This is a genomic window from Lysinibacillus xylanilyticus, assembly GCF_001708185.1.
Classification (GTDB): domain Bacteria; phylum Bacillota; class Bacilli; order Bacillales_A; family Planococcaceae; genus Lysinibacillus; species Lysinibacillus xylanilyticus_A.
In genome coordinates this window covers 60,082-79,071 of sequence record NZ_MDDN01000016.1, presented here as the reverse complement: position 1 = coordinate 79,071, position 18,990 = coordinate 60,082, and the positions used below count along the sequence as shown (strand labels likewise).

The 18,990-nt window shown below is 39.7% G+C and carries 17 protein-coding genes, 1 rRNA gene and 1 riboswitch; of the genes, 17 read left to right on the top strand and 1 reads right to left on the bottom strand.

The features are described 5' to 3' along the window. Positions 1-9: 9 nt before the first annotated feature. The 15 genes from rrf (at position 10) to purD (ending at position 15,202) form a co-directional block, all read left to right on the top strand. Positions 10-125 (top strand): 5S ribosomal RNA (rrf, locus tag BFJ97_RS19950). Positions 126-995: 870 nt separating this feature from the next. Beyond that, complete coding sequence (locus BFJ97_RS19945; RefSeq protein WP_068986395.1) at positions 996-1,259, top strand: hypothetical protein; 264 nt, start codon at positions 996-998, stop codon at positions 1,257-1,259. Positions 1,260-1,650: 391 nt separating this feature from the next. Continuing rightward, complete coding sequence (locus BFJ97_RS19940; protein WP_068986394.1) at positions 1,651-1,845, top strand: NETI motif-containing protein; 195 nt, start codon at positions 1,651-1,653, stop codon at positions 1,843-1,845. A 92-nt stretch (positions 1,846-1,937) separates the two neighbouring features. Continuing rightward, positions 1,938-2,036, top strand: a riboswitch (purine riboswitch). Between the two features lie 211 nt (positions 2,037-2,247). Further along, positions 2,248-2,736 (top strand): 5-(carboxyamino)imidazole ribonucleotide mutase, encoded by a 489-nt coding sequence (gene purE, locus BFJ97_RS19935; protein ID WP_004225751.1) that lies wholly within the window; start codon positions 2,248-2,250, stop codon positions 2,734-2,736. Next, entirely contained in the window at positions 2,733-3,857 is a 1,125-nt protein-coding gene (purK, locus tag BFJ97_RS19930) for a 5-(carboxyamino)imidazole ribonucleotide synthase (protein WP_068986393.1), read from the top strand. Before purE ends, purK begins: the two co-directional genes overlap by 4 nt. A 13-nt stretch (positions 3,858-3,870) precedes the next feature. Next, positions 3,871-5,166, top strand: a complete 1,296-nt coding sequence (purB, locus tag BFJ97_RS19925) for an adenylosuccinate lyase (RefSeq protein WP_068986392.1) — start codon at positions 3,871-3,873, stop codon at positions 5,164-5,166. A 98-nt stretch (positions 5,167-5,264) separates the two neighbouring features. Next, positions 5,265-5,975 carry a phosphoribosylaminoimidazolesuccinocarboxamide synthase gene (gene purC, locus BFJ97_RS19920; RefSeq protein WP_068986391.1) on the top strand — a complete coding sequence of 237 codons (711 nt, stop codon included), beginning with the start codon at positions 5,265-5,267 and terminating at the stop codon, positions 5,973-5,975. A 2-nt stretch (positions 5,976-5,977) separates the two neighbouring features. Then, positions 5,978-6,226 carry a phosphoribosylformylglycinamidine synthase subunit PurS gene (purS, locus tag BFJ97_RS19915; protein WP_068986390.1) on the top strand — a complete coding sequence of 83 codons (249 nt, stop codon included), beginning with the start codon at positions 5,978-5,980 and terminating at the stop codon, positions 6,224-6,226. A gap of 2 nt (positions 6,227-6,228) precedes the next feature. Further along, complete coding sequence (gene purQ / locus BFJ97_RS19910) at positions 6,229-6,912, top strand: phosphoribosylformylglycinamidine synthase subunit PurQ (protein WP_068986389.1); 684 nt, start codon at positions 6,229-6,231, stop codon at positions 6,910-6,912. After that, a complete protein-coding gene (purL, locus tag BFJ97_RS19905; protein WP_068986388.1) occupies positions 6,899-9,133 on the top strand; it encodes a phosphoribosylformylglycinamidine synthase subunit PurL in 2,235 nt (744 codons plus the stop codon). The genes purQ and purL overlap by 14 nt, the downstream gene beginning before the upstream one ends. Continuing rightward, entirely contained in the window at positions 9,109-10,533 is a 1,425-nt protein-coding gene (gene purF / locus BFJ97_RS19900; RefSeq protein WP_068986387.1) for an amidophosphoribosyltransferase, read from the top strand. The genes purL and purF overlap by 25 nt, the downstream gene beginning before the upstream one ends. 77 nt (positions 10,534-10,610) lie before the next feature. Continuing rightward, entirely contained in the window at positions 10,611-11,666 is a 1,056-nt protein-coding gene (gene purM / locus BFJ97_RS19895; protein WP_068986386.1) for a phosphoribosylformylglycinamidine cyclo-ligase, read from the top strand. Next, complete coding sequence (gene purN / locus BFJ97_RS19890; protein WP_068986385.1) at positions 11,666-12,235, top strand: phosphoribosylglycinamide formyltransferase; 570 nt, start codon at positions 11,666-11,668, stop codon at positions 12,233-12,235. Before purM ends, purN begins: the two co-directional genes overlap by 1 nt. A gap of 109 nt (positions 12,236-12,344) precedes the next feature. Next, on the top strand, positions 12,345-13,871 hold the full coding sequence (gene purH / locus BFJ97_RS19885) for a bifunctional phosphoribosylaminoimidazolecarboxamide formyltransferase/IMP cyclohydrolase (RefSeq protein ID WP_068986384.1): 1,527 nt from the start codon (positions 12,345-12,347) through the stop codon (positions 13,869-13,871). Between the two features lie 74 nt (positions 13,872-13,945). Next, positions 13,946-15,202 (top strand): phosphoribosylamine--glycine ligase, encoded by a 1,257-nt coding sequence (purD, locus tag BFJ97_RS19880; protein ID WP_068986383.1) that lies wholly within the window; start codon positions 13,946-13,948, stop codon positions 15,200-15,202. Between the two features lie 306 nt (positions 15,203-15,508). Here purD and BFJ97_RS19875 read toward each other — a convergent pair whose 3' ends face one another. After that, entirely contained in the window at positions 15,509-15,955 is a 447-nt protein-coding gene (locus BFJ97_RS19875; protein WP_254660213.1) for a hypothetical protein, read from the bottom strand. 202 nt (positions 15,956-16,157) lie between these two features. Between BFJ97_RS19875 and BFJ97_RS19870 the strand changes: the two genes are divergently transcribed. Together BFJ97_RS19870 and BFJ97_RS19865 are read left to right on the top strand one after the other, a co-directional pair. Next, a complete protein-coding gene (locus BFJ97_RS19870) occupies positions 16,158-17,879 on the top strand; it encodes an adenine deaminase C-terminal domain-containing protein (protein ID WP_068986381.1) in 1,722 nt (573 codons plus the stop codon). Positions 17,880-17,927: 48 nt separating this feature from the next. After that, positions 17,928-18,983, top strand: coding sequence for a DUF3048 domain-containing protein (locus tag BFJ97_RS19865; protein ID WP_068986380.1), 1,056 nt, complete (start codon positions 17,928-17,930; stop codon positions 18,981-18,983). Positions 18,984-18,990: the final 7 nt, after the last annotated feature.

Sequence of the window (18,990 nt, the reverse complement as noted above, 5' to 3'; positions counted from 1 at the left end):
CGACAATAGTCTAGTGATGATGGCAAAGAGGTCACACCCGTTCCCATACCGAACACGGAAGTTAAGCTCTTTAGCGCCGATGGTAGTTGGGGGCTTCCCCCTGTGAGAGTAGGACGTCGCTAGGCACACAACAGCCACTGAGAAATCAGTGGTTTTTTTGTGCGAAAATAGGTAATTCTATAGCCTTGAATATTCTTGGTCAGGCTAGGTAAAGCTAGTTTTAATCTAAAAGAGCCAATAAGAAAGCAAAGTCCTATCATGAGGTAACTTTCTTTGAATAAAGCTTTTTAATCTTAACTAGCTAATTGTGAATCTTTATATGGTTCCCTGTTTTGCAACATGACATAGATGCTTCAAAAGCATTCGTAGTATATGCCAACGAATGCTTTTTCTTGCCTCATTTGACTGCAATTTATTTATATTTCGTTTTTAAAGCTCGATATGTATTTCCCTGAGCGTCCTTGTACTTTTTCACTTGCCTGTATTTTCATGATTCCCAGGTGCAACTCCAGCTCAAAAAGCGAAAGGAACCCCGATATCTACGCTGTTTTCCGAAATAATGATTGCTGTCATATCTTTCTTAATACAAGGAATCGAAATTTACATAATCAATTTCGCCTTGGCATAATTTTGTCTGGAGAATGAATTATGAATTATGCCCGCACAATTCATTCTTAGCTGAATGAAGATAAATTAAATTCTATTTAAGATAAGTGTGAATAGCCCGACGTCCCTTCTGAAACCCTAGCCTAGCAGACCGCCGGTGGAATACGTTTAGAATCATCGAACAGTAGGATAGAAGCACCGACAGGATGGATAGAATAATTGAATCGACTTATTAAAACATCAAACGATGAATAGAACGTCATAAAGAAAGGTTCCTACTACTTGTAGAAGGTTTCGTGAATCTTCACATTGTGTTTCACCTCAACATTTGATATAGGATTATATTAGATCTATAACACATATCGTTGTCTAATAATGGGGGAAATAAAATGAGGTATAACATTTTTTCTACTGTATCTATTTTATTATTAATGATAACATTTCTTATGTTTGGCTATGATCCAACAAAATGGTATGGTGGCTTTTTTAATTTCCTTTACGATATCAGTATTTTTACGCCATTAATATTAGGGGGACTGGGGATAATTTGCGCAAGTTTTGGTATTAAAGGTGATATCCGTATGGTTCTTATTGTGCTCCATGCTTTTCTATCATGTCTTTTCCTAGGTGCATATGTAAATTCTTTAAGCTGATGTCCAAACATCTGCTGACAAGAGGAACTAAGGCACATCCTGTAAAAACGATTGAGTGACCAACCACGTGTTGTTGTTGCCGCTGCCGCTTCGCTTTCGCGCAGATAAAACCCTGTTGCTGACGCTACGTTGGCACTGCGCTTTCGCACAAAAAGCATTTGTTGGCCTAAAGTCTCTGGCGGATGCCACAGAGTAGGAAAGATTTGTGAAACCTTAATAAAGAACTGCAGAGTTTATTCCTGCAGTTCTTTTTACTTTGTCCTCAAATAGGAACTTAAAAGTATAATTACTTTGAATTAATAAATCATACATACTAAATGAAGAATCACAAGGTATAATGGAACTCATACGAGGAAAAATAATTGGATACAAGATTGAAAGGGCGAAAGATTTGGGGAAAAAACAAATTTGGTATGAAGTAGAAGAAAACGAGTCAATTGAAGATTGTTTGGCAAGAATGCGTCGAGATGGTTATATGGCAGTGGGACGAAAAGAAGAGCCCGTTTTCCACTTAGTTAATGGAGAACCAACGTATTTACGTCAAAAAATACAATTTAAAGCGATGGACTGTCAAGATTTTGAGTAGATTTGACTAAAATCCGAACGTTTATAAATGACTAAAATAAAATGTTCGCATTTTGCATTGACGATAGTGAAATCACTTGTTAAAATGTGAGTAGGAAAAACAAATAAGTCCCACATATATGCTAGAGGATTGGCTCTAGTGTCTCTACCCGGCACCGTAAATGCTGGACTATGCGGGAAAGCACTTTTGGCATGTTACGAGAAGGGATATGTACTGATATGTACATTTGCATATTCTTTTCATAATAAGTCCTCAAGTAAACTGCTTTCACGTGTATGGTAGAGAGTAGTTTATTTGGGGATTTTTTTGTACGAAAAGTAAAGAATTGCAGTAGCTATTTGAAGAATAGAGGCTTGCACAATATTTGATCATTTTTCTATCGTTTAAAAGGAGCGACAATTCATGAATCCGAAAATCGGTGTGATTATGGGTAGTTCAAGTGACTGGGAAACAATGAAACATGCATGTGATATATTAGACGAATTACAAGTACCGTACGAGAAAAAGGTTGTATCTGCACATCGTACTCCTGATTTAATGTTTGAGTATGCAGAAGCAGCGCGGGAGCGAGGTATTCAAGTAATTATTGCGGGTGCTGGTGGTGCTGCGCATTTACCTGGAATGGTAGCAGCTAAAACAACGTTACCAGTAATCGGTGTACCTGTGCAATCTCGTGCTCTTAACGGTCTTGATTCTCTATTATCAATCGTTCAAATGCCTGGCGGTGTTCCTGTAGCAACAGTAGCGATTGGCAAAGCAGGAGCGACTAATGCAGGCTTGCTAGCGGCGCAAATTTTGTCAACAACAGACGCAGAGCTTGCTAATAAACTAGATGCTAGACGTGAAGCCACAAAGCAACAAGTATTGGAAAGCACAGGTGACTTAGTGTGACAAAGATTATTTATCCAGGGCAAACGATAGGCATTATCGGAGGAGGACAGCTTGGCCGTATGATGGCACTTGCTGCTAAAGAAGTAGGCTTTAAAATTGCCGTTCTTGAACCATCAATGGACTCACCATGTGGACAGGTTGCGGATATACGTATTGTAGCACCATATGATGATGAGGCAGCTTTAGAAGAGCTTGCTGAGGTAAGTGACGTTATAACGTATGAGTTTGAAAATATCGATTACGAAGGCTTAAAACGTTTAACTCAGATTGCTTATGTTCCGCAGGGTCCAGAGCTAGTACGCATTACTCAAGATCGTGTGACTGAGAAGGAAGCGATTATGAACGCAGGTTGTCCAGTAGCACCTTATATTGTTGCGAATACATATGAGGAATTAGTAGCCAATATCGATAAGATTGGTTATCCTTGTATAGTCAAAACAGCAAGAGGCGGTTACGATGGCAAAGGGCAGCAGCTTTTAAAATCTGTAGAAGACCTACCATTAGCAAAAGACCTTTTCTCTCATTCACAATGTATTGCTGAAGGATTTGTACCTTTCGCGAAAGAGATATCGGTCATTGTCCAAAGAAACGGTAATGGTGAATCATATTGTCAGCCAGTTGGAGAAAATATTCATGTTCATCATATTTTACACGAAACGATCGTGCCAGCCCGTATAAAAGAAGAAACAGCACTGGCTGCAGAAAGAGAAGCCTTGAAGATTGCTGATTACTTACATTTAGTAGGGACACTAGCTGTAGAAATGTTTGTATTAGAAGATGGTGGAATCGTAATTAATGAATTAGCACCAAGACCTCATAATTCAGGTCACTATTCAATCGAAGCATGTAATGTTTCACAGTTCCATCAGCATATTCGCGCTATTTGTGGTTGGCCACTACGTAAACCACAACTTTGGGCAGCATCTATTATGGTAAATGTTTTAGGGCAGCATGTAATGCCACTGAGTAACTCAATTGCTAAATATCCTGAATGGTCTATACATCTTTATGGGAAAGCTGAAGCTAAGGTGAACCGTAAGATGGGCCACGTAACGATTATGACAAAAAACTTAGAAGAAACACTACAACAAATCGAGAGTTCTGGCATTTGGTCAGAATAGAAGGAGAAACGCAATGATCGAACGTTACACAAGACCCGAAATGGGCGCAATTTGGACAGAACAAAATAAATATCAAGCTTGGCTAGAAGTTGAAATTTTAGCATGTGAGGCTTGGGCAGAATTAGGCGACATTCCAAAAGAAGATGTAGCTAAAATACGTGAAAATGCTTCATTTGATGTAAATCGTATTTTAGAGATTGAGCAAGAAACTCGTCATGATGTTGTAGCATTCACTCGTGCCGTATCTGAAACACTTGGTGAAGAGCGCAAATGGGTGCACTATGGTTTAACTTCAACGGACGTAGTTGACACGGCCCTTTCTTATTTAATTAAACAAGCGAATGATATTTTACGTAAAGACATCGTGAATTTCATTGATATTATAGCAGCGAAAGCAAAAGAGCATAAGCATACGGTCATGATGGGACGTACACATGGTGTTCATGCTGAGCCAACGACTTTTGGTTTAAAACTAGGTTTATGGTATGAAGAAATGAAGCGTAACCTTGAGCGCTTTGAAGCGGCAGCAAAAGTAATTGAAACAGGGAAAATGTCTGGAGCAGTTGGAACATATGCCAATATCGATCCTCGAGTTGAACAATATGTATGCGATAAATTAGGACTTACAGCATCACCTATTTCAACACAAACATTGCAACGTGATCGCCATGCGCAGTATTTAGGTGCCTTGGCATTAATCGCAACATCAATAGAAAAATTTGCAACAGAAATTCGCGGCTTGCAGAAATCTGAAACGCGAGAAGTTGAAGAAGCCTTTGCAAAAGGACAAAAAGGCTCGTCAGCGATGCCGCATAAACGTAATCCAATCGGGTCTGAAAATATGGTTGGTATGTCACGTTTAATGCGTGGTTATATGGTGACAGCTTATGAAAACGTAGCTTTATGGCATGAGCGTGATATTTCACATTCATCTGCAGAGCGCGTCATTTTACCGGATGCAACGATTACACTGAACTATATGTTAAATCGCTTCGGTAACCTTGTGAAAAACTTAACAGTATTCCCTGAAAACATGAAACGTAATATGGGTCGCACGTTTGGTTTAATTTACTCTCAACGCATTCTATTAGCACTTATCGATAAAGGATTAGTGCGTGAGGAAGCGTATGATACAGTACAACCTTTAGCGATGCAGGCGTGGGACGAGCAAGTGCAGTTCCGTACGTTAGTCGATGCAAGTGAAAAAATCACATCGTATTTAACGAAGGAAGAACTAGATGAGTGCTTCGACTACAACTACCATTTACAGCATGTAGACATGATTTTTGAACGTCTTGGACTTAACTAAGTAGAGCCACAAGCGGATGTTACAGAATTGAATCGTATACGTACGATTCAATTCTGAACAATACGCGCGTAATTCATAATATCAGGGGGAAAAACGAAATGACTAAAGGTCAACTTTTGTATGAAGGTAAAGCAAAAAAATTGTATACAACAGAGGAGCCGAATGTTCTACTCGTTGAGTACAAGGATAGTGCAACAGCATTTAATGGTGAGAAAAAAGAAGAGATTGAAGGAAAAGGCATACTAAACAATCGCATTACTTCGTTAATTTTCGAAAAATTACAAGCTTACGGAATTGCGTCACATTTCGTAAAACAATTGTCTGATACGCAACAACTTGTAAAACAGGTAGATATTATTCCGATTGAGGTCGTTGTTCGTAATATAGCGGCTGGTAGCTTAGCGAAACGCCTTGGCTTAGAGGAAGGTACACTATTAAAACGCCCAATCGTTGAGTTTTATTATAAAGACGACGAGCTTGGTGATCCGCTCATTTCAACGGAACATATTGATGTACTTGATCTTGCAACTCCTGAAGAAGTGACGGCCATTTATGACGGTGCACTAGCTGTTAACAAAGTACTACAGCCAATATTTGCAGATGTCAACGTTACGCTAATTGACTTTAAATTAGAGTTCGGACGTGACCATGACGGAAATGTACTACTGGCAGATGAAATATCACCAGATACTTGCAGACTTTGGGATGCTACTACAAAGCAAAAGTTAGACAAAGATGTCTTTCGTAGAGACCTTGGTAATTTAACTGAAGTTTATACTATTATACTTTCTAGACTCGGAGGCAAATAACAATGAAAAAAGTTAAAATTTACGTAACATTACGCGAGAGCATTCTTGATCCACAAGGTTCAGCCGTACAAGGTTCTTTAGTAAATATGGGTTACGCTGAAGTAGAAGATTTACGTATCGGTAAATATCTTGAACTAACAATTAAAGATACAGAACGTGACATTGATACTCTAGTAAAAGAAATGTGTGAAAAGGTTTTAACTAACGTTGTAATCGAAGACTACCGTTACGAAGTCGAGGAGGCTAACTAATCATGAAATTCGCAGTACTCGTATTCCCTGGGTCAAACTGTGATATTGATATGTATCATGCGATTAAAGACGAGCTAGGTGAAGAAGTAGAATATGTATGGCATACAGAAACAGATTTAAGTAGCTTTGATGGTATTTTAGTTCCAGGAGGCTTCTCATACGGGGATTATCTTCGCTGTGGTGCGATGGCAAACCAATCTAATATTATGGCAGAGGTCAAGAAAGCAGCGGATGCTGGAAAGCCAGTATTAGGAGTATGTAATGGATTCCAAATCTTAACGGAAGCAGGTTTATTACCAGGTGCATTACTTCGCAACAAAAATTTAAAATTCATGTGCCGTACAATCCAGCTTAAGGTTGAGAACAACAATACATTATTTACAAACCAATACGAACAAGGTCAAATGATCAATATTCCAATCGCACATGGTGAAGGCAACTACTACTGTGATGAGGAAACACTACAAAAATTAAAAGACAACAATCAAATCGTATTCACGTACTCAGGTGAAAATCCAAACGGTTCTTTAGAAAATATCGCGGGGATTGTAAACGAGCGCGGCAATGTATTAGGTATGATGCCTCACCCAGAGCGAGCTGTTGATGCACTAGTGGGCGGAGCAGACGGTCTAGCAGTATTTAAATCAATTGTGAAGCAGTGGAGGGAAAATCATGTCAACAACTAAGTTTGAGCCAACAGCACAGCAAATTAAAGATGAAAAGCTATACGCTGGTATGGGGATGTCAGACGAAGAATTTGCAATGGTAGAAGGTATTTTAGGACGTCTACCAAACTGGACAGAGACAGGTCTTTTCTCAGTAATGTGGTCTGAGCACTGCTCATACAAAAATTCAAAACCAGTGTTACGTAAATTCCCTACAAAGGGTCCTCAAGTTTTACAAGGTCCAGGTGAAGGTGCGGGGATTGTAGACATTGGTGATGAACAAGCAGTTGTATTTAAAATGGAATCACATAACCATCCATCGGCAATCGAGCCTTATCAAGGTGCTGCAACGGGTGTTGGTGGTATTATCCGTGACGTTTTCTCGATGGGGGCACGTCCAATAGCGATGCTGAACTCACTACGTTTTGGCGAATTAAAATCAGCGCGTGGTAAATATTTATTCGAAGAGGTAGTTGCTGGTATCGCAGGTTACGGTAACTGTATCGGGATTCCTACTGTAGGTGGCGAGATTCAATTTGATCCTTGCTATGAAGGTAATCCACTTGTTAATGCAATGTGTGTAGGTTTAATTGACCATAAAGATATTCAACGTGGAATCGCAGCTGGCGTAGGAAATACAGTAATGTATGTTGGCGCAAAAACAGGTCGTGATGGAATCCATGGTGCAACATTCGCCTCTGAAGAGTTAACAGAAGAATCAGAGAACCAACGTCCTGCAGTCCAAGTAGGGGATCCATTCATGGAGAAACTTTTACTTGAAGCGTGTTTAGAAGTAGTAAAATCTGACGCTCTAGTAGGTATTCAAGATATGGGGGCTGCTGGTCTAACTTCTTCATCAGCAGAAATGGCTTCTAAGGCTGGTTCTGGCGTAGAAATGAACTTAGACTTAGTACCACAACGTGAGACAGGCATGACAGCATATGAAATGATGCTATCTGAATCTCAGGAGCGTATGCTACTTGTTGTGAAAAAAGGTCGCGAAGATGAAATTAAAGCGATTTTCGATAAATATGATTTAGATGCTGTGGCGATTGGTCGAGTGACAGATGATAAAATGCTTCGCTTATTACACAATGGTGAAGTTGTAGCTGAAGTACCTGCTGATGCACTTGCAGAAGATGCACCAGTTTATCATAAGCCATCTGCAGAGCCTGCTTACTACGGTGAGTTCCAAGCGATGGAAAACATTGAACCCGTTGTAACAGATCACAAAGAAACATTAAACGCACTTTTAAAAGCACCAACAATCGCTTCAAAAGAGTGGGTTTACGATCAATATGATTATCAAGTACGTACATCAACAGTCGTTGCACCAGGTTCTGATGCAGCAGTTATCCGCGTCCGTGGTACAAACAAAGGTTTAGCGATGACGACTGACTGTAATTCTCGTTATATTTTCCTAGATCCAGAGGTGGGCGGTGCTATTGCTGTAGCAGAGGCAGCTCGTAATATTGTAGCAACTGGTGGTACACCATTAGCGATTACTGACTGCTTAAACTTCGGTAATCCTGAGAAACCAGAAATCTTCTGGCAAATTGAAAAATCAGCTGATGGTATTTCAGCAGCTTGTACGGCACTTAATGCACCTGTAATCGGTGGTAACGTATCTCTTTATAACGAACGTTCTGGAGAAGCGGTTTACCCAACACCAACAATCGGTATGGTTGGTCTAATTGAAGATTTAGCACATGTAACAACACAAGAAGTGAAGGCTGCTGGCGATGTAGTATTTGTGATCGGCAATACAAAAACTGAATTCGGTGGTTCGGAGCTTCAAAAGTTATTAAATAATGGGGTTATTTCAGGGAAAGCACCAACCATTGATCTACAGGTTGAGGCTGCACGTCAAGAAGCATTGCTAAAAGCGATTAAAGCTGGAATCGTACAATCTGCACATGATGTAGCAGAAGGTGGACTTGCAGTTGCGCTTGCTGAAACAACATTTGGCGCAAATGGCTTAGGTGTGGATGTTACATTAACTGGCTCTGCAACTACAGCATTATTTAGTGAAACACAATCTCGTTTCGTTGTATCAGTGAAAGAAGAAAATGCTGCTGTATTTGTAGAAATTGTAAAAGATGCACAGAAAATCGGTGTCGTAACTAACGATGCGCTTGTTAAAATCAACGGTGACAACGGTGTGCTTGTAGAAGGTACAGTGGAGGAATTCCGTTCTAATTGGAAAGGAGCAATCCCATGCTTGCTGAACTCAGAGGCTTAAACGAAGAATGTGGGGTGTTTGGTATTTGGGGTAACCCAAATCCAGCACACCTTAGTTATTACGGGCTTCATGCTCTTCAACACCGTGGCCAAGAAGGCGCAGGAATTGTTGTTTCTGACGGTCAGCATCTTCGCGCGGTGAAAGGCGAAGGACTAGTTAATGATGTTTTCAACGAAGAGAAATTAAAGGCAGTTGACGGAAAAGCAGCCATTGCTCATGTTCGTTATACGACTGCCGGTGGAGGCGGTATTGAAAATGTACAGCCGTTATTATTCCACTCCTCAACTGGTAGCCTTTCAATTGCTCATAACGGTAACTTAGTCAATGCAACGCACTTAAAACAGTATTTAGAGCGACAAGGTAGTATTTTTCATTCTAGCTCTGATACAGAAGTGCTAGCGCATCTTATTAAGAAAAGCTCGCATTCACCATTCCGTGCAAAGGTGAAAAATGCCCTTTCATTATTAAAGGGTGCGTATTCATTCTTAATTATGACTAAAGATGAAATGCTTGTTGCACGTGATCTACATGGTTTACGTCCATTATCTCTTGGAAAGCTAGGAGATGGCTGGGTTGTAGCCTCTGAAACTTGTGCATTTGATTTAATAGGTGCAGAATTTGTTCGATCTGTTGAACCAGGTGAGTTATTAATTATTAACGACGAGGGTGTCAAATCTGATCGTTTTGCAGATATGAATAAACGTGCAATGTGCGCGATGGAGTACGTTTATTTAGCACGTCCTGACTCTGATATTGATGGTATTAACGTTCATATGGCACGTAAACGTATGGGGAAACAGCTTGCTCGTGAATGTACACACATTGAAGCTGATGTTGTAACTGGTGTACCTGATTCAAGTATTTCTGCAGCAATCGGCTTTGCAGAGGAAAGTGGTATCCCATATGAGCTGGGTCTTATTAAAAATCGTTATGTAGGTCGTACATTTATCCAACCAACACAGGAATTACGTGAACGCGGTGTAAAAATGAAGCTTTCTCCAGTTGTTCAAGTCGTAAAAGGTAAACGAGTAGTGATGGTGGATGATTCAATCGTTCGTGGTACAACTTCACGACGTATTGTAAAAATGTTAAAAGATGCAGGCGCGGCAGAAGTACATGTTGTGATTTCTTCACCACCAATGACGGATCCTTGCTATTATGGCATCGATACTTCAACGCATGAGGAACTGATTGCATCTAGCCACAATGTAGACGAAATCCGTGACGCGATAGGAGCCGATTCATTAACATTCCTTTCTGTTGAAGGTATGGTAGAGACGATTGCAAGACCATATGAAGATGAAAACCGTGGACTATGTTTAGCTTGTTTTACAGGCGAATATCCAACGGAAATTTTCCCAGATACAATCTTACCACATGAAAAAGAACTATTACGTTAAGAAAAACATCTAACTATGCCTAGCAGCTTTAGATTCAGATGTGCTAAGGCGATTTGGATGATAAGGAGGAACTCTGCGTGTCAAAAGCATATGAACAAGCAGGTGTAAATATTGAAGCGGGCTATGAAGCCGTAAAACGAATGAAGTCTCACGTTGAACGTACAAACCGTCTAGGTGTGATGGGAACGTTTGGTGGCTTTGGTGGTATGTTTGACTTGTCAGAACTAAATCTTAAGGAACCTGTTCTTATTTCAGGTACAGATGGTGTTGGGACAAAGCTAAAGCTAGCATTTATGGTGGACAAGCATGACACGATTGGTGTGGACTGTGTAGCGATGTGTGTCAATGATATTGTAGCGCAAGGTGCTGAACCACTTTACTTTTTAGACTATGTAGCTCTTGGAAAGGCTGAGCCAGCGAAAATTGAACAAATTGTAAAAGGCGTTGCGGATGGCTGTGTGCAATCTGGTGCGGCATTAATCGGTGGTGAAACTGCAGAGATGCCAGGTCTTTACGAAGAGGATGAGTATGATTTAGCTGGTTTTGCAGTAGGAGCTTGTGAAAAATCTGCCATCGTAACAGGTGAGAAAATCGTAGAAGGTGACGTGCTTGTTGGTATTGCTTCAAGTGGTGTGCATTCAAATGGTTACTCATTAGTACGAAAAATTGTCTTTGCTGATCATAATTACGCTGTTGATTCCATTGTGGAAGGCTATGAAGATCTTGGTCCTATTGGGGAAGCTTTATTGGTGCCAACAAAACTATATGCAAAACCTGTGCTTGCAGCTTTAAAAGCAGCAGACGTTCATGGCTGTGCACATGTAACTGGCGGTGGCTTTTATGAAAATCTACCTCGTATGATGCCTGAAGGTTTAGCAACTGAAATTGACTTAGGTGCTTGGCCTGTCTTACGTATTTTTGAGTTTTTAAAAGAAAAAGGACAGCTAGAAGACAAAGATTTATATAATGTCTTTAACATGGGAATTGGCTTTGTTTTAGCTGTACCTGCAGATGAAGTAGATAAAGTGCTTGCTACAGTAGAAGCAAATGGTGAAAAAGCATATAAAATCGGTCGCGTTGTGAAAGGCGATGGTGTTGTATTCAATGGCTCACATGATGGGAGTTTAGTGTAATGACTGCACCAACTAAAATTGCCGTTTTTGCTTCAGGCAGTGGTAGTAACTTTCAGGCCATTCAAGAGGCCATTGAACGTGGCGAACTGAATGCAAAGGTCGAACTTGTTGTTACAGATAAGCCTAATGCATTTGTAGTTACACGTGCTAAAAACTTTAATATCCCAGTGCTAGCTTTAAGTCCAAAAGAGTTTGCTTCAAAAGCAGATTATGAGACTGCTATAATCGAGGCTCTTCATGAATGTCATGTGGAATGGATCGTGCTTGCAGGGTATATGCGCTTAATTAGTGAAGTATTACTAATGGCATATCCACAGCGCATTGTGAATATTCATCCTTCATTACTACCGGCTTTCCCTGGAAAGGATGCCATCGGTCAAGCGATGGAACATGGCGTCAAGATAACAGGCGTAACTGTGCATTTTGTAGATGAAGGTATGGACACAGGCCCTATTATTGCACAAGCGGCAGTGTCAGTTGTTGAAGGGAACCGTGAGGCAACAGAAATGGCCGTTCATAAGGAAGAGCATGTACTATATACAAAAGCTTTACAGCAGTTATTAAAGTAATTCAGTGGTGAGGAGTTAGGTCTTCTGGAACAATACAGCCTAACTCTACTCTATCAATAATAGCAAGACATATTCGTGGCAAACACGATAAAAATTAGGAGGATTTGTTGTGACAAAACGTGCATTAATCAGTGTTTCCAATAAAGATGGTATTTTAGAATTTGCAAAAGAATTAGTAGCATTAGGTTATGAAATTTTATCAACTGGTGGTACGAAAAAAATGTTACAAGACAATAATGTTGCCGTAACAGCAGTCGATGAAGTAACTAAATTCCCTGAAATTCTAGATGGTCGTGTAAAAACGTTAAATCCAATGATTCATGGTGGATTATTAGGAAAGTTTGATGACGCGTCTCATCAAGCACAAATGAATGAGCATGGAATTGAGCCGATTGAGATTGTTTGTGTTAATCTTTACCCGTTCGTTGAAACAATTTCAAAGCCTAATGTAACATGGGACGATGCGATCGAAAATATTGATATCGGTGGTCCAACAATGTTACGTTCTGCAGCAAAAAACCATCAATATGTTACAGTCATTGTGGATAGCAATGACTATGTGAACGTATTAGAGGAACTAAAGGCACAGGGTGCAACGACAATTGAAACACGTCGTAAGTTAGCTGCGAAAGTTTTCCGTCACACAGCCGCTTATGATTCATATATATCAAACTACTTAACAGAAGAAGAGTTCCCTGAGAGCTTAACAATGACATATGAATTAAAACAGAACTTACGCTATGGAGAAAATCCTCATCAAAAAGCCGCTTTCTATCAAAAACGTCTGGGCTCTGAATTCTCATTAGCTTATGCAACGCAACTACATGGTAAAGAATTATCATACAACAATATTCAAGATGGGAATGCAGCATTACAAATTGTAAAAGAGTTTGAAATGCCTGCAGCAGTAGCTGTAAAGCATATGAACCCTTGTGGTGTGGGTACAGGTGAAACTTTAGAAGAGGCATTTGATAAAGCATACGAAGCAGACTCAACTTCAATTTTTGGTGGCATTATTGCATTAAACATGGAAGTAGATGCAGCAACTGCTGAAAAATTAAGCCATATCTTTTTAGAAATTATTATTGCACCATCATTCTCTCAAGAAGCACTTGATATTTTAACGAAGAAGAAAAATATTCGCTTATTAACAATTCCTTTTGAGCAAGCGAAACAAGATCAATTTAATGTTGTTTCAGTAGAGGGTGGTCTTCTTGTACAAGAACCAGATCGCTACGGATTTGCAAATGCAGATATTAAAGTAGTGACAGACCGTGAACCGACAGCACAAGAATGGGAAGCATTACAACTTGGCTGGGCAGTTGTGAAACATGTGAAATCAAACGCAATCGTTGTGACGGATTCTCAAATGACTCTTGGTGTTGGTGCTGGTCAAATGAACCGTGTTGGAGCGGCTAAAATCGCTTTTGAGCAAGCTGGAGAAAAGGCAAAAGGTGCAGCATTAGCATCAGACGCATTCTTCCCAATGAACGATACAGTAGAAGCGGCTGCAGCGGCGGGCATTACAGCCATTATTCAACCAGGTGGATCTATTAAAGACCAGGATTCCATCGATAAAGCAAATGAGTACGGTATTGCAATGGTATTCACTGGCGTACGTCATTTCAAACACTAATTAGAATATGTTAAAAACTAGACCGAGATGTTGGTTCATCTCGGTCTTACTTACAAATAGGAGGATTCCCTAAAATGAACGTATTAGTAATTGGAAGTGGCGGGCGTGAGCATGCTATCGCCAAACAATTTAATATTTCACCATCTGTCAATAAAGTATTTGTAGCACCTGGTAATGACGGTATGAGAGGCGATGCTGAAATCGTTGCTATTGATACAATGGATTTTGCAGGACTAGCACAATTTGCGAAAGAAAATGCAATAGATTTAACTTTTGTTGGTCCTGAGCAACCACTTGCTGAAGGAATCGTGGATTTCTTTACTACTCGTGGCTTACGAGTATTTGGTCCAACAAAGGCAGCAGCACAAATCGAAAGCAGTAAATCATACGCTAAGGATATTATGAATAAATATCAGATCCCAACAGCAGCCCATGAAACGTTCACTGAAGCAGATAAGGCTATAGCATATATTAAAGAACAAGGTGCACCAATTGTGATCAAGGCAGACGGTTTGGCTGCTGGTAAAGGTGTAGTTGTAGCAATGACTGAAGATGAAGCAATTGAGGCTGTAGAAAATATGATAGGTAACCAACGCTTTGGAGAATCATCTTCTCGTGTTGTTATTGAAGAATTCCTAGACGGGGAAGAATTCTCCTTTATGTCATTTGTCCATAAAGGACAGATTTATCCAATGGTCATTGCTCAGGACCACAAACGTGCTTATGATGGCGATAAAGGACCTAACACTGGTGGTATGGGAGCCTATTCACCAGTACCTCAAATTTCACAAGAAGTAGTGGACATTGCTTATCAAACAATTGTTGAGCCAACGGTAAAGGGTATGGAGGCAGATGATGTATCGTTTACAGGGATCCTATATGCAGGATTGATTTTAACGAAAAACGGTCCGAAGGTGATTGAGTTTAATGCACGCTTTGGAGATCCAGAAACACAAGTAGTTTTACCACGTATGGCATCTGACTTTGGTGAATTTATGATGGCATTAATGGATGAAAAGTCATTCGATCTACAATGGTCTGAAGAAGCCATGCTAGGTGTAGTAATTGCCGCTGAAGGCTATCCTGGGGACGTTGAAAAAGGAAATACATTACCTAACCTAGATTCACTATCAGCTTCACACGCAGTATTCCATGCAGGTACAAAGCTTGTAGATGAGAACTTTGTTGGGAACGGTGGACGAGTTTTATTAGTTGGAGCAAAAGCATCTACTTTAAAAGAAGCACAAGAAAAAGTTTACGCAGGCATTGCAACAGAAAAATGGGACAATTTCTTCTTCCGTAAAGATATTGGCTGGCGCACTTTTAAATAGTAGTTGTGTAACAAAAGTTTGGAGACGACATTTGTTAAAACATTTGCTATGTATAAGTTGATTGGAGTGGAGGCTGGGCGACTCCTTGGGGATCAGCGTTTCAGATGAGACCCTGCAGCGAAGCGAAGCGGCTCATCGAACGCCCCCAGGAAAGCGCCCAGCTGGAACGGAAATCAACCCCTCGCTATGGTGATGGTCACTAAATTAAATATTTTAATCATACGGTGAAACTTCTTATCGTTTTCAAACGTATGATTTAAAAGGGTGAAAGCCGTCTCAACAATACAGTTGAGACGGCTCCTTTGACTAAGAAGGATTTTGTGCTTTATTTGTAGAATTTTTATTGACTGAGGAATTTTGAGTTGAAGTGCTGGCGTCAGATTGCTTTGCAGTAGTAGCAGTTGATGCTGACGTATTTCCAGATATAGCAGAGGAGAAATCCTTCATGAGTTTATCGATTTGTTCAGATGACATAGAATTTTGGCCGCTGAACATACTTTGCATAGAAGAGTTGCCGGTGCTATTGTTATTGCTGTTGCTCATAGAATTCTCCATACAAGAACTCAGTAAAGCTTTAGTTGGGCAATATTTGAAGATACCCTCAGCCATTTTCATGGCACCTAATGCAATCATTAATCGACCTTTCGTACAATCAGGATTTCTTGAGACCTTAGCGATCCCATATGCCGTCATACTTGTACCCATGGCAAAGCGACAGAAGGCATTTTTTTCACTTAAGTTAGCTTGTTGCATTATCATATTTCCTCCTTTAGTCATTGTGGAAAAAATAAAGCGGGGGCACTTTGCTTTATGAAAGTGCTGTGTTACGATTGAAACAAGATGATTGCATAAAGGACTATTTTTACGGAAAAAAGCGTTTATGCAGTAGTAGTATGTGATTTCAAGTTGAATTTACACAATGAAATTTTACGTAATTTAGGAAGGAGCGAATAGAATGGATCCAGTATGGAAAATAACAGAATTACGCCAACAATTAGCTGTTATTGATGGCAAAAAAGCACCGGATATTGTTTTAAAAAATGCACGTTATTTACATAGCATGCTCAAAAAATGGATAGTAGGGAACATTTGGATTTTAGGAGACCGTATTGTCTATGCTGGTGATAGAATGCCTCCGTTATTAGAAGGGACAGAAGTGGTCGATTGTACGAATAAAATAATCGTACCAGGATATATTGAACCACATGTTCATCCGTTCCAATTATATCATCCACAATCTTTTGCTGATTTTTGTGGACAGCTCGGAACTACAACTTTTATTTCTGATAATTTAAGCTTCGTTTTATCTTTAGAAAATAAGAAAGCGTTTTCAATACTGAATGATTTGAAAAAGCTACCATTTTCATTTTATTGGTGGACACGTTTTGATTCACAAACTGAAATGGAACAAGAGGAAGAAATTTTCTCTAATACATCCATTTTAGAATGGTTAGAGCGAGATGATGTTTTACTTGGTGGCGAATTAACAGGCTGGCCAAGGTTGTTACATGGTGATGACCAAATGCTATATCGTATGCAAATGGCTAAGGGCTATGGGAAAAAAATAGAAGGGCACTTCCCAGGAGCATCAGAACGAACTTTAGCACGTATGAAGCTACTTGGTGCAGATGGTGATCATGAAGCTATGACAGTGGAAGAAGTGGAACGACGTATTATGCAAGGATATGCTGTGACATTGCGTCATTCTTCCATTCGCCCAGATTTACCAAATTTATTGAAGGGAATCGTTGAAAAAGAGCTACCTATTTTTGACCATTTAATGATGACAACAGATGGCTCACCACCGTCATTCCATGAGGATGGTGTGATGGATAAATGTATTCAGGTAGCCTTAGATGCAGGTGTAGCACCAATAGATGCCTACCAAATGGCATCCTATAATGTGGCTTGCTATTATAATATGTCCAACCTACATGGCTTTATCGCAACTGGTCGATTTGCTTCACTCAACATTTTACAAGATGAATGGCATCCAGTTCCTGAAAGCGTACTATCAAAAGGAGTTTGGTTAAAGCGCGATGGAGAGCAAGTGCAAAGGCTTGCGGCAATTGATTATTCAGCGTTACCTGAATTTAATTTAGATTTTTCATTAACGTCACATGATTTTCAATTCTCGATGCCGTTTGGAATTGAGCTAATCAATGATGTTATTACGAAACCATATAACTCGTTAATTACTAGAGAAGGGCAGCTAGCAAATCATGATGAATGCTATTTAATGCTCATCAATAGAGAAGGTAATTGGCATGTTAACACGATGATTAAAGGCTTTGCTACTAGTGTTCAAGGCTTTGCCTCATCTTATTCGTATACAGGGGACATTTTACTTATCGGAAAAAATAAAGAAGATATGATCAAAGCCTTTGAAGAGATGAAGGCAATGCGTGGTGGTATCGTACTTGTTGAAAAAGGAGAAGTAGTTTCTGCTATACCATTGACTATTGGCGGTTTTTTATATGATGGCGATGTTAAGGAGTTAACAGAAAAAGAGAAGAACTTAAAACAAGCATTGGCAGAACGCGGTTACCACTTAGGAGACGCCATTTATTCTTTAGTGTTTTTACAATCTACTCATTTACCATATATCCGTATAACACCAAAAGGGATTTTTGATGTTATGAAGAATAAGTTATTATTACCAGCAGTTATGCGCTAGTGAAAGTTTCACTATAGCGTTTCAATGGATAAAAGGAGAGTAATACATGTGTTCAAATCAAAAAAACTATTTATAGCCGTGGCCTTTAGTACCTTGTTGATAGGGGGATGTTCAAAGGATTCGTCGGAAGTGAAAGAAGACGATACGAAAAAGGCTGATGAAGAACCAGCTGTTGAAGAGACTATAAATGAAGAGACGAATTTTGCTCCATTGACAGGTGAGGCTGTTAAGGAAGAAATCACACAACGCCCAATTATTGTTACTATTAATAATCATCCAGCAGCACGTCCGCAATCAGGTATAGGTGCAGCAGATATTATTTACGAAATGTTAGCAGAAGGCAATGTCACTCGTCTTTTAGCAGTCTATCAAAGTGAACTGCCAGAAAATATAGGGCCTGTTCGCAGTGCTCGCTCTTATTTTGTTGATCTTGCAAAAGGCTACGATGCATTTTATGTAGCTCATGGCTACAGCCCAGAGGCAAAATCTTTGCTTAGTAATAATGTAGTCGACAATATAAATGGTATGGATTATGATGGTACACTTTTTAAACGTTCAAAAGATCGTGTTGCTCCACACAACTCGTATATTACGTCTGAAAATATATTAAATGGAGCTGAAAAAGTGGACGCTTCAATGATTTACCGTGAAAAAGTAAGTCAGGCTTTTTATGAACCCGATGAACGTGGTAAAATAGGCAATGAAACAAGTCAAATTGACATTTACTACGGAAATAGTGAGTATTTCCATAATTCATATGTATATGATCATGAAAGTAATCGTTATGGACGACAATCGGCTGGCGTTGACACAAAGGATATGTTATCAGGCGAAACATTATCATTGGCAAATGTTCTATTTTTTGAAATGCAACATCAAACGATTGATAATGAGGGACGCCAAGAAATTGATTTAACTTCTGGTGGAAATGCGTATGTATTTCAAAATGGCTATATGAGAGAAGTCAAATGGTCTAATATTGATGGAATACCGATGGCTGTAGAAGAGTCTGGGGAGCTTGTAAAGCTAGTACCAGGGAAGTCTTGGGTGCATTTCGTACCATCTTCACCAGGGTTACAAGCAATGGTGAAAACGCAGCCTTAAAGGGAGG